The organism is Bacillus sp. K2I17 (assembly GCF_002209985.1).
In the GTDB taxonomy this organism is placed as follows: Bacteria; Bacillota; Bacilli; order Bacillales; family Bacillaceae_G; genus Bacillus_A; species Bacillus_A wiedmannii.
The window spans coordinates 24229-36975 of sequence record NZ_NJGF01000041.1; the positions used below are offsets into that span (position 1 = coordinate 24229).

Sequence of the window (12747 nt, forward strand, 5' to 3'; positions counted from 1 at the left end):
AAATAATGGATAATACATGGAAATCTCATAGCATGATAAGGTAAAATGGACAGGATAATGAGAAAATTACCGTTCATAAGATGAGGAGATACATGTATGGAAGTTGTAGAGGCATTAAAAGATATAAGCCAAATTGAGGCTATGAAAAAGTATTTAAAAGAGCATTCGCAGCGAGATTATCTTTTATTTGTTATTGGAATTAACACTGGATTAAAGATCACTGAACTACTTAGTATGAAATTTGAAGAGGTATTGAATGAAGATGGAACTGTTAAAGATTTCTATTCTCTTCCTGTGAAAGATGAAAAATTTAAACAAGATATTTATTTAAATACAAAAGTAAAAGAAGCCCTTTTAGAGTATGTAAAATCTATTGATGCTCAAAGAGAAAACTACGTATTTCAATCTAATAAAACGACAAATTCAATCTCACGCCAACAAGCGTATCGTGTTATCCATAGCGCAGCTGAAGCGGTTGGGATTGTTGGAAAGATTGGAACGAATTCAATGCGAAAAACATTTGGATTTCATGCGTACAAAAGAGGAATAGCGATTGCGCTATTGCAAAAGCATTTTCATCACGCAACTCCATCAGAAACGCTCAAGTATTTAGGAATCTCAAAAGATGAGAAGTTTAAAACAGAGATTGATGTAGATTTGTAAGAAGGAAGAGCCGTAACTAAAAACTTTAGGAGGCGGAAAATATGAATATTAGAGAGAGTGAACTACCTGGCATTGGATGTAAATTTGAAGTGATAACAAAAGGTAATGAAAAAATGGTTATTGTGATTCATGATGATGGCCGAAGAGAAATGTATCATTTTGATGCGGATCATGATGAGAGTATTTCAAGCATTTCTCTTCGTGATTCTGAAGCGAGACAAATTGCGGCTATATTAGGCGGAATGGTATATAGGCCGCAAGCGCTAGACACAATTGAGATGGCTTTTGAAGGATTATCAATTGAATGGTTTAAGGTGGAGAATAATGCACCAGTAGTACAACAAACAATTGGTAGCTTACATGTCAGAAAAACATATAACGTAACGATTATTGCTATTTTGAAAAAGAATATGAAGAAATTCTTTAATCCAGGTCCAGACTCTATTATTGAAGCTGGCGATATGCTCGTATTATCGGGTGAAAGACATGAAGTGAAAAGAATTATTAATGAATTGCTTTCAGCAGGAGGTGATTCCTAATCGATGGATACTTTAATCTTTGAAGTTGGAACTGCGTTAGTATTAGTAGCTTTTGCAGCTATCCTCGCTGCGAAGTTAAAGTTCTCGATTATTCCGTTTCTCATTATACTCGGTATGTTAGTGGGGCCTCATGCCCCAGATTTAGGACTTATCGATTTAAGGTTTATTGAAAGCGGAGAAGTTATTTCCTTCCTCGGCCGTGTTGGCGTCATATTCCTCTTATTCTACTTAGGTTTAGAATTCTCAATAAAAAAATTAATTAAATCAGGAAAGTCGATTGCTTTTGGGGGTAGTGTTCATATATCGCTTAATTTCATATTAGGTTTACTTTATGGATATGTTATGGGTTTCCCCTTATTAGAAACATTAATTATTGCTGGAATCATTACAATCTCATCGAGTGCAATTGTTGCAAAAGTAATTGTTGATTTAAGAAGATCTGGTAATAAAGAGACTGAATTAATATTAGGAATCATTATGTTTGATGATATTTTTTTAGCTGTATATTTATCAGTCGTGTCAGGGTTAGTGCTCGGTGGTGCAACATCATTTGTAGGTGCTCTTACATCGGTGTTAATCGCGGTAGGGTATATGCTACTATTCTTTGTAATCGCTAGAAAAGCTACGCCGTTTCTAAATAAAGTATTAGATATTTCGTCAAACGAAATTTTTATTATCGTAATATTCGCCATTTTATTCTTTGTAGCAGGATTTTCAGAAACGATTCATGTTGCTGAGGCAATTGGAGCATTATTGTTAGGACTCGTCTTTTCTGAAACAGAGCATAGTGATCGGATTGAGCATCTCGTCGTTCCGTTCCGTGACTTCTTTGGAGCCATATTCTTTTTCAGTTTCGGTTTAAGTATAGATCCGTTTTCACTTGGAGGAGCAGTGTGGTTGGCATTAGGAGCAGTTTTCATTACGCTCATCGGTAATTTTACAGCTGGAATGATGGCGGGACGTAAAGCCGGGTTATCGCATAAGGTTTCTACGAATATCGGTTTAACCCTCGTATCACGCGGAGAGTTCTCCATTATTGTAGCCAATATCGGCATTGCGGGTGGTTTAATGGCAACGATTAAACCGTTCTCTGCACTGTACGTTTTAATATTAGCATCGTTAGGACCGTTATTAACGAAGGAGTCTGGGAGAATATACTCTCTACTAGATAAAATATTTAAATGGAGTGCGAAAGAACGTGCGAAGCGAGAAAAAGAAGTTGGATAGTATAAATAAGGGGGAGACTGCATGAACTTTATGCAGTCTTCCTTTTTTATATATTGTTGTTGATGTCGTTTTTTGTCGGTAAGTCGATATATTTTAATAATCGCCGATATATTCCCCAAATCGCTGATATATTTTCAAGTGACAATTCATATAATTTCATTTACCGAAAAACCATTATCTGAATTTCATCAACTATTAATCAGTTGCCTTCCTATTTAAAAACGACTACAATTTTACTGTTATAGATGAACGAAAAAAATAGAATAGGAGGGGAGACTATGCCAAGGAAAGTATGGCTATTAGTAGCTGGGATGATTATTAATGTCACGGGTGCTTCTTTTTTATGGCCTTTTAATACAATTTATTTGCATGATCACCTAGGAAAATCTTTATCTGTGGCCGGAATGGTATTAATGATCAACTCGCTTACTGGTGTAATCGGAAACTTGCTCGGCGGCGTTTTATTTGATAAATGGGGCGGTTATAAATCAACTTTAGTAGGGATTGTTATTACACTCGTATCGATTTTAGGTCTTGTGTTCTTCCACGGTTGGCCGTTATATGTTGTGTGGCTAGCATTAATCGGCTTTGGTTCTGGAATGGTCTTCCCATCGATGTATGCGATGGTCGGTACGGTTTGGCCAGAGGGCGGAAGACGAGCATTTAATGCGATGTATGTTGGGCAAAACGTTGGTATTGCGATCGGAACAGCGTGCGGTGGTTTAGTTGCATCTTACCGTTTTGATTATATTTTCTTAGCCAATTTTGTTTTGTACTTTGTTTTCTTCTTAATTGCTTTTATTGGATTCCGTGGTATGGAAGACAAGAAAGAGCCAGGAGTGAAAAAAGAAGTCGAAACGAAAAAAGGCTGGACACTTACACCTGGATTCAAAGCACTTCTTATCGTATGTGTAGCATATGCTTTATGCTGGGTTACATATGTACAGTGGCAAGGGGCGATTGCGACTCATATGCGGGAATTAGATATTAGCCTCCGCCATTATAGTTTATTATGGACGATAAACGGAGCGATGATTGTTTGTGCGCAGCCACTTGTTAGTATGTTAATTCGCTGGATGAAGCGTTCTTTAAAACAACAAATTATGATTGGAATCGTGATTTTTGCGGCGTCATTTATTGTGTTAAGTCAAGCGCAGCAATTTACGATGTTCCTCGTTGCGATGGTGACGTTAACGATTGGTGAGTTATTCGTATGGCCAGCAGTTCCGACCATTGCAAATATACTTGCACCAAAAGATAAGTTAGGGTTTTATCAAGGGGTTGTAAATAGCGCGGCGACTGTAGGGAAAATGTTCGGACCGGTCGTTGGCGGAGCAATTGTTGATTTATACAATATGGAAGTATTGTTTATAGCAATCATGGTAATGCTTGTAGTAGCGATTATTGCAACGAGCATGTATGATAAACGAGTAAAAGTAGAAGAAACAGTAGAAGAAAAAATTGCAGTTTAGTTTGACGGAACATGTAACATGTTTTAGAATATATTTAAATAAAACAACCTTTGGAACAAGGGAGATAGCTCGGCTGTCCTAAGACGAATTCGTTAGTTATTAAGAGTAACGATTAACCGAGAAGCCTTAGCTTCAAGTAAGCTCTTTAGAGATACGAAGTGGTGGGTAGTTCACATTAACTTATATTTGTAATAACAGTGAGAAGGAGTAGTAGTAATAGAAGCTGGTTTAGAGAGTTGACGGTCGGTGCAAGTCAATCCACGTTTCGTTATGAACTCGCCTTTGAGTTGCAGTTGTGAAACTAGTAGTAGCAATTGCCGTTAATCCACGTTACGGATCTAAGCGAATGTATATTTGTACATTAATTTAGGGTGGTACCGCGGGAATCTATAACCTCTCGTCCCTTTCTAGGGATGAGAGGTTTTTTGTATTTTGGGCGGTGAAAATAAATAGAATTTCAAGGAGGGTATCTCATGAGCTTTAATCATCAAAATATTGAGAAGAAGTGGCAAGGGTACTGGGAAGAGAATAAAACATTCCGTACGCCAGATGAGACAGAAAAACCAAAATTTTATGCACTAGATATGTTCCCATATCCATCAGGTGCAGGCCTACACGTAGGACATCCAGAAGGTTATACAGCGACAGATATTTTATCTCGTATGAAGCGTATGCAAGGATATAACGTTCTTCATCCAATGGGATGGGATGCGTTCGGTCTTCCAGCAGAGCAATATGCACTTGATACTGGAAACAGCCCGGCAGAATTTACAGAGCTTAATATTAATACGTTCCGTAATCAAATTAAAGCATTAGGCTTCTCTTACGATTGGGATCGTGAAGTAAATACAACAGATCCAAACTACTACAAGTGGACACAATGGATCTTCCTAAAACTATTTGAAAAAGGTTTAGCTTACGTTGATGAAGTACCTGTAAACTGGTGCCCAGCACTTGGTACAGTACTTGCAAATGAAGAAATCATTGACGGTAAGAGTGAGCGCGGTGGACATCCAGTTGAGCGTCGTCCGATGAGACAGTGGATGTTAAAAATTACAGCTTACGGAGATCGTCTATTAGAAGATCTAGATGAGCTTGATTGGCCAGAAAGCTTAAAAGATATGCAACGTAACTGGATTGGTCGTTCTGAAGGTGCAGAAGTACACTTCAACATCGATGGTACAGACGAGAAATTCACAGTTTTCACAACGCGTCCTGATACACTATTTGGTGCGAGCTACTGTGTACTTGCCCCAGAGCATGCGCTTGTTGCTGACATTACAACAGCAGAGCAAAAAGAAGCTGTAGAAGCTTACATTAACTCTGTTAAAATGAAGAGTGACCTAGAGCGTACAGAACTTGCGAAAGAGAAAACTGGTGTATTCACTGGTGCTTACGCAGTTAACCCAGTAAATGGTGAGAAATTACCAATCTGGATCGCTGACTATGTTCTTGCAACTTACGGAACAGGTGCTGTAATGGCAGTTCCCGCTCATGATGAGCGTGACTATGAATTCGCATCAACGTTCAATCTTCCAATGAAGGAAGTTGTAAAAGGCGGAGACATTACGAAAGAAGCATACACAGGTGATGGTGCGCACGTAAACTCAGCATTCCTTGATGGTTTAAATAAAGAAGAAGCAATCGTAAAAATGATTGAATGGCTTGAAGTAACGAGCGCAGGAAATCAAAAAGTAACGTACCGTCTACGTGACTGGTTATTCAGCCGTCAACGTTACTGGGGTGAGCCAATTCCAGTAATCCACTGGGAAGATGGCACAATGACAGCTGTGAAAGAAGAAGAATTACCATTAGTTCTTCCTAAAACAGAAAACATCCGTCCTTCAGGTACAGGTGAATCACCACTTGCTAACATTGAAGAGTGGGTAAACGTTGTTGATTCTGAAACTGGTAAAAAAGGTCGTCGTGAAACGAACACAATGCCACAATGGGCTGGTAGCTGCTGGTATTACCTACGTTACATCGATCCAAACAATAGCGAAGCACTTGTAGATCCTGAGAAAGTAAAACAATGGCTTCCAGTTGATATTTATATCGGTGGAGCGGAGCACGCTGTACTTCATTTACTATATGCTCGTTTCTGGCACAAAGTATTATACGATATCGGTGTAGTTCCAACGAAAGAGCCGTTCCAACAATTATTCAACCAAGGTATGATTCTAGGTGAAAACAACGAGAAAATGAGTAAATCAAAAGGTAACGTTGTAAACCCTGATGATATCGTAGCAAGCCATGGTGCAGATACACTTCGTCTATACGAAATGTTCATGGGACCATTAGATGCTTCGATTGCTTGGTCTGAAAATGGTCTTGACGGAGCTCGTCGTTTCCTAGACCGCGTATGGCGTCTATTCATTCAAGATAATGGTGAATTAAGTGAGAAAATTACTGATGCACCAAATAAAGAGCTTGAAAAAGCTTACCACCAAACAGTGAAGAAAGTAACAGAAGACTATGCAGAGCTTCGCTTCAACACAGCGATTTCTCAAATGATGGTATTTATCAACGATGCATATAAAGCTGAAACACTTCCGAAAGAATATGTAGAAGGTTTCGTAAAAATGATTGCACCAGTTGCACCTCACATCGGGGAAGAACTATGGAGCAAACTTGGATACAATGAAACAATCACATATGCAAGCTGGCCAACATTTGATGAGGCTAAACTTGTAGAAGATGAAGTTGAAATCGTTGTTCAAATTATGGGCAAAGTTCGCGCAAAACTAACAATGAGTAAAGACGCATCAAAAGAAGAAATGGAACAACTTGCACTTGAAGCAATTCAAGACCAAATCGAAGGAAAAACAGTTCGTAAAGTAATTGTAGTTCCTGGAAAACTTGTTAACGTTGTTGCAAACTAATGAATGAAAGAAAAGCTCAGAGCATTTATGCTCTGAGCTTTTTGGTGTAGAAAATAATTTCAGGATCTCCTTCATCTGAATTTTCAACTATTCCACTACGTACAAATAAAAGAGCGGAATTCCAATACAGACAAACACCTATTTTTCTATAGGAAATATGATAAAAAAGGTAGGCTAAATTGAGTAGAAGAGGTGAAAGGAATGAAAGGGATGGACAATAATGCACCACATGGCTTCTTCGGAGGCGAATCGGACAGTTATACACAAATGATGTTAATGGGAGGAGCTGGCCAACAAGGGTACGGTGGAATTCCGAGCTGGATGGGTGGAGGCGCAGGAGGATTTCCAACATCGGTAGCGGGCATGCAAACTGGAATGCCTACATTAATGGGAGGGTTTTCGACATCAGGGGCTGGAATGCCTACAGTAACAGGAGGATTTCCGACATCAGTAGCTGGCGTACAGACAGGAATTCCAGTAGGAGTACCAACTACATTTCCTTCTTTCGTTGGAGGAGTGCAGACAGGATTTCCGGTACCGGGAGTAGGTGTTGTAGCAGGTGGAGTAGGTGGTTATCCGCAAGGTGTTCACGGACACCATGTACATCACCATCACCAAGGCCAACACGGTCATCATGTACATCACCACCATCAAGGTCAACACGGTCATCATGGACATCATCACCATCAAGGCCAACACGGTCATCATGTACATCACCACCATCAAGGTCAACATAGTCATCATGGACACCATCATCACCAAGGCCAACAAGGTCAGCACGGTCATCATCATCACCAAGGTCAACACGGCCATCAACAACAAGTACATCACCACGGACACCATCATATATATCCACAGACTGTTCTTTATCAAACGCATCAAACGCATCAAACGCATCAAGGCCAGCACGGTCATCATGGTCACCAAGGCCAACACGGTCATCAAGGCCAGCACGGTCATCATGGTCACCAAGGCCAACACGGTCATCAAGGTCAACACGGTCATCATGGTCAACACGGTCATCAAGGCCAACATGGTCAACAGCACCAACAGCACCAACATGGTCAACAGCACCAACAGCACCAACAGCACCAACAGCACCAACAATACCAACAATATCAACAGCAACAATCTTCTCCTTGGACAGGTGGAATTGGAGCAGGAGGAGCAGGGGCAGCAGCAGGGCACGCTGGACACGTGGGTCATTAATGAATTGCAGAAAAAAAGACATAATAAAAAACTGCTAGGAAATCCTAGCAGTTTTTTTCAGCTTCTTGGCGCTGGCGTTCGATTTCAGCACGAAGTTGTGGTTCTGGTGCTTGCCAGCCTTCTGGTTTTAGAATTTTGCCGTCCCCTTCACGGAATCGAGGTTTTCCATCAGGGAATAGTTTTGCCATGTTTGCGTTATTTACAATTTCGAATCCTTTATCAGGACGTACGCCCATTTCGGCAAACGTTCCGAATGCAAAGTAAATAAGGTCAATTAGTGCATCATATTGATCTTCAACAGTCGTTGCTTCTAGAAATTCTTCTAGCTCTTCTTGCATAAAGCTAGCACGAATTTTTGCACGTTCTTCTGTTAATTTCGTTGGAGTATTTGTCACAGGGTGTCCGAACTCTTCATGCATTTTTGCAACAAGTTCGTATCCTTTATCTAAACCTTTTTCGTTTGTCATGTTGTTTCATCCTTTCTCGCTTTGTGCCGAATCTCATTGTAACATAAGGTGATTATGAAATGAAAAAGGACTGTTCAAAAGTTTCATCTTTTAGTTAAGGTAGGGAAAGATTATATCGACTAAACGACAAAACATAGCCCATTAATAAAAGAAGGCCATCCCGGAATATTTTTGGGACGGCCCTGCTCGTTATTTTTCTTCTTTTATTAAAATGGATAAAAGAAGATCGATGCCAAACATACCAACGAGCAACATTGGAATAACGACAAGTAAATAACGTGTGAAGGAAACATTTTTTAAGTATGTATGAGCAAATAAAAAGACGCCGAGAAATAAAATACCATTTAAAATAGGCTTTACTAATTTTTTAGACATAAGCTCCCCCGTAAATATCTTCTCTCTCTATCTAAAATAAAAACTCCTCTTTCCGTTGTATCATGCTGGAGAGAGGAGTTCAATCATTTCTCATTCGATTACACCAGAATTTGTAATATTTACGGTGTATTTTACAGTGACGGGGACATCTTTGTACATTTGTCTCCACTCTTCTAATTTGAATGGGCGATAATGTTGCTTATATTTAGCTCCTAGCCCGAGAGGATCGACGCCTAAAGATTTAAACTGCTTAATTAATTTAGCAGCTTGTGTATCTAATTGTTTTTGTACATTTTTTTCAATGCTTTTTGAGTTCTTGTTATTTTCTAAGTTAATTTGTTTCGATAGTTCTTGAATGCGCGCTTCAAGATGAACGCGAATGAAGAAAGAAGGCTTTCCATTTTTAATCTTTATATCGTAAGTTGGAACAGAACGAATATTATTAATCATTACGTACGCAGAATCGGTTTTAAATTCATGTGAATCTAATTTATGTTTTTCTAATAGTCCTTTAAATATGAACATATCTTTTTCCGCAATTTTACCGATGTATTTGTCCTTTTTAAAAAGACCAATTCCGGTGATTTTTATTTTATCACCATGTTTCTTTAAAATTGGAATATAGTAGTCTTTCCCTTCTTGATAATAACGGAATGCTCCTACATGCAGATTATCTGTTGGTAAAGGACCAGTTTCCATGTTATGCTCTAACAATTTTTTTATATAAATTGCAACGTTGTATGAAGTCGTATATTTCCCTTTTAAAAGTTCAGTACCATTACCTTCAAGTAAAGCAACATATAAAGCGTTCCCTATATTCACATCTCGAAGTAATGTATCAAATGAAGTAGACATTCCTTTTTTGGCAAGTCTTATAGTATATAGTGCAACGCGCATTTGTCCGCTAGCAAATGGTTGAGAAGACTCTAAAGATGTGTCTGCTTTTACTTGTTTTACCGCATTTGCGGTGCCTTCAAAAACTTGAACTTTATTTCCTTTTTTTTGAATGGGACAAACGAATGTTACTTTTACTTTATTATCCTTTGCTGTATCAAAAACGGTTCCTTGAATAAGTTGTACATCATCGATAATATTTTTTTGTAAACATCCAATTAGACTGAAGAATGTTATACAAGAAATAAGTATTAATTTGCTTGTGCTTTTGATTTTTTCCATTTTCTTTTCACCCACACAATAATAAATAGGATTGGGATGTATACATAAATGACCCAGAAACTAACCTTTGATGCATTACTAATAAAGTTATTAATATCGTGTCTGTTTGTTAAAAGTTGTGAAACAATGAGAGTGATAAAGATAAAAGCGATTAAAACACCTCTTTGTTTTACACGGAATATTTCGTGAGTTGCTCTCGTTGCCGCCCACAAAGGTAGAATAAAACTTGTAATAATAACGAGGGCATAAGCTGAAATTGCAATATATTCTAGCCTTTCTATAAATGGTAATTGAATGACTTGGGTCATAGAAAGTTGGGCCCATATTGTTTTTAACAATTGTTTTTCACTAAAAAATGCAAAGGCTAAAAGGGTGCTAAATAAATATAGAAGATTTGAAAATAGTGCTCCAAGCTGAGCGTATTTATGAGATTGCATAGGCTTTTTCACAAATGGATACACCATGAGGTAAATCTCAAAACCGGTCATACTGTAGATTGACAGTTGAGCGGATTTTAAAATGTCTGAAAAAGAATGTGTGAATATAGGTAGTAAATTATCCCAATGTGAATATTTCAAAACGAATAAGCTTAGAAATAAATATCCTAATGTACCACCAACAGAGATGACGCAAATACCGGTAATTACACGAAATCCAGAAGAGATAATGTAATAGCTAACTAAGCATAAAAAGAGTGTTAACATAAAGGTGGAAGCGGTAGGAAACATCCACACTTGAATAATTTCAACGTATGTTCGAATGACGGAAATACTAACGATTAAAAAATAAGCAGCAAAGATGATGTTAACGCCGTTCCCTAGCCACTTTCCAAATGTTTGCCGATGTAAGTCGATTAAATTTCCGTTTGTTTCTTTTAATAAAAAATACATCATCCATATAAGGAGGTGGATACAGAGTCCTGTGATTAGAACACCCATCCAGCCGTCGTATCCAGCGGCCTTGGCAATAATTCGAGCGAAGCCGAGAACGCCAGCTCCAAACTGTGCACCGTGAATTAAGAAGAAGACAAAGACAGGAGATATTTGATATTTTTCTTGAACTTTACTCATCGATGCACCTCGTTCCTTAATCATCAAAGTCTGATCTATGTTTTGTTGAAATTCCTTTTGCTGATTTTTTTACATGTTGTGGCCTCGCTTGTACATCCCTTGTATCAATCATCGTTAAAGGAAAACGAATCCAAGAGTCCTTAACCGACTGTTGTCTCGTCGGATAAAACAAAGCGTACGGCTTACGTAAGGAAGTAAGCCTGAATAGATGAGTAAATAAGAAGATAAATCCAAGGGAAATCCCGAACAATCCGCCTATTTCTGCAAACATAAGAAATGGAAAGCGTAGTAATCGAACTGCATTACCCATTTTATAAATAGGTGTAATAAAGGAAGCGAGTGCTGATAAGGCAACGATAATTAATAAAATATTACTCGTTAAACCAGCTTGTACAGATGCTTGCCCAATTACGATACCGCCTACAATCCCGAGTGTTTGACCAACTTTCATTGGTAACCTCGCGCCAGCTTCTCTCAATAAGTCGATTGCAAGTTCTAAAAAGAGTGCTTCAATTAAAGGTGGGAATGGTACTTGTGCCCTTGATAAAATCAAAGTTTCAAGTAAATCACTTGGAATAAGTTCATAATGATAATTTAAAACTGCAACGTATAACGGTGTAGCGCAAATTGAAAATAGAACGGCAATTAATCTTAAAATCCTTGAAAATGTAGCGTACATCCAAGAGACATTATAGTCTTCTGGTGAAATGAAAAAATCGAAATAGGATACAGGTGTTAGTAGAACACTTGGAGAACCATCCACAAAAATAGCAATTTTTCCATCAATTAGTGCTTTTGTAACTCTATCAGTACGTTCTGTATTGATATAGAGAGGGAAAATCGACTTCTCACCCATTAGTTCTTGTATGTAAGCACTATCATTAATTTGATCATATTCAAGAGCACGTAATGACTCCTCGAGAAAATCTACATTATCTTTTTCAGCGAGGTTATCTAAATACATCATGACAACTTTTGTTTTGGAAAACTCGCCGACAATCATTTCTTTTGTTTGTAAATCTAAAACAGGAAGACGTTTTCGAACTAAATTAATATTTGTATCAATATCCTCTACGAAACCTTCTTGAGGACCGATAACAGTCGATTCGTTTAAAGGAGGGCTTGGTGCCCGATACGTATCAATTGCAATGTTTGCAAGCATACACTTTTGGTCTTGCTGATTCAATTGAATAATCGCATGTCCCTTTAACACCATGTCCTCAATTTTTTGTAAATCGTTCGTAATTGTAATACCGCTCATTGGAATATGTTCTTTTAGCTCTTCTAGTGAAGCGTTAGGTCGTTCTAAAAGAGTAGGCATTAAATACTTTTGTAATTTCTCTCCATCAAGCGAAGGGCGATAGTAAGAAATCCAATAAGGCATCGTTTCATCATCAGATGTGTGATAATTAACAAAATCGCTAGATTTTTTGAGTTTCTCTATTAAATCTTGTAGAGAGTGAATCCGGTCTTTTTCTGGTTTCGTAAAATCATAAATACTATTATTTCCAGAGTTTTGCTGCTGATCTTGATCCGAGTTACCTTGTTTAGAATGTTGTTGTTGATTCTGATTCGAGTTGTCTTGTTTAGAATTTTGCTGCTGATTCTGATTCGATTCGTTTTGTTTAGAGTTTTGTTGTTGATTCTGATTCGATTCGTTTTGTTTA

General features: G+C 38.1%; 11 protein-coding genes, 1 pseudogene and 1 other annotated feature. Of the genes and pseudogenes, 6 read left to right on the forward strand and 6 right to left on the reverse strand.

What is annotated here, in order from left to right:
* Window positions 1-96: 96 nt before the first annotated feature.
* The 5 genes from CER22_RS26685 to leuS all read left to right on the forward strand — a co-directional run bounded on the left by CER22_RS26685 (window position 97) and on the right by leuS (window position 6783).
* Window positions 97-663 (forward strand): tyrosine-type recombinase/integrase, encoded by a 567-nt coding sequence (locus CER22_RS26685; RefSeq protein WP_088610051.1) that lies wholly within the window; start codon window positions 97-99, stop codon window positions 661-663.
* Window positions 664-704: 41 nt separating this feature from the next.
* The gene (locus CER22_RS26690) at window positions 705-1202 is read left to right on the forward strand and encodes a cation:proton antiporter regulatory subunit (RefSeq protein ID WP_001026048.1); all 498 of its coding nucleotides are present in this window, start codon (window positions 705-707) and stop codon (window positions 1200-1202) included.
* Window positions 1203-1205: 3 nt separating this feature from the next.
* The gene (locus CER22_RS26695; RefSeq protein WP_088610052.1) at window positions 1206-2429 is read left to right on the forward strand and encodes a cation:proton antiporter; all 1224 of its coding nucleotides are present in this window, start codon (window positions 1206-1208) and stop codon (window positions 2427-2429) included.
* 278 nt (window positions 2430-2707) lie between these two features.
* Window positions 2708-3901 carry an MDR family MFS transporter gene (locus tag CER22_RS26700; RefSeq protein WP_060486684.1) on the forward strand — a complete coding sequence of 398 codons (1194 nt, stop codon included), beginning with the start codon at window positions 2708-2710 and terminating at the stop codon, window positions 3899-3901.
* Between the two features lie 188 nt (window positions 3902-4089).
* Window positions 4090-4309: a binding site (T-box leader), on the forward strand.
* 65 nt (window positions 4310-4374) lie between these two features.
* The gene (gene leuS, locus CER22_RS26705) at window positions 4375-6783 is read left to right on the forward strand and encodes a leucine--tRNA ligase (RefSeq protein ID WP_088610053.1); all 2409 of its coding nucleotides are present in this window, start codon (window positions 4375-4377) and stop codon (window positions 6781-6783) included.
* 25 nt (window positions 6784-6808) lie between these two features.
* Here leuS and CER22_RS33855 read toward each other — a convergent pair.
* Window positions 6809-6889: pseudogene (locus CER22_RS33855) on the reverse strand (GNAT family N-acetyltransferase); the annotation flags it as partial.
* A 95-nt stretch (window positions 6890-6984) separates the two neighbouring features.
* Between CER22_RS33855 and CER22_RS26715 the strand changes: the two are divergent.
* Window positions 6985-7992, forward strand: a complete 1008-nt coding sequence (locus CER22_RS26715) for a hypothetical protein (protein WP_088610055.1) — start codon at window positions 6985-6987, stop codon at window positions 7990-7992.
* Between the two features lie 44 nt (window positions 7993-8036).
* Here the strand turns inward: CER22_RS26715 and CER22_RS26720 are convergent, their stop codons facing one another.
* From CER22_RS26720 to CER22_RS26740, 5 genes are all read right to left on the reverse strand, one after another.
* Entirely contained in the window at window positions 8037-8459 is a 423-nt protein-coding gene (locus CER22_RS26720; protein ID WP_000180547.1) for a hypothetical protein, read from the reverse strand.
* Between the two features lie 189 nt (window positions 8460-8648).
* A complete protein-coding gene (locus tag CER22_RS26725) occupies window positions 8649-8834 on the reverse strand; it encodes a hypothetical protein (protein WP_001982745.1) in 186 nt (61 codons plus the stop codon).
* A 90-nt stretch (window positions 8835-8924) separates the two neighbouring features.
* Window positions 8925-10010, reverse strand: coding sequence for a Ger(x)C family spore germination protein (locus CER22_RS26730; protein WP_088610056.1), 1086 nt, complete (start codon window positions 10008-10010; stop codon window positions 8925-8927).
* Window positions 9980-11080: a spore germination protein gene (locus CER22_RS26735; protein ID WP_088610057.1), complete on the reverse strand. Its 1101-nt coding sequence runs from the start codon at window positions 11078-11080 to the stop codon at window positions 9980-9982. The genes CER22_RS26730 and CER22_RS26735 overlap by 31 nt, the downstream gene beginning before the upstream one ends.
* Window positions 11081-11096: 16 nt before the next feature.
* The coding region (locus CER22_RS26740; RefSeq protein WP_088610058.1) for a spore germination protein at window positions 11097-12747 on the reverse strand (1651 nt) is incomplete at its 5' end.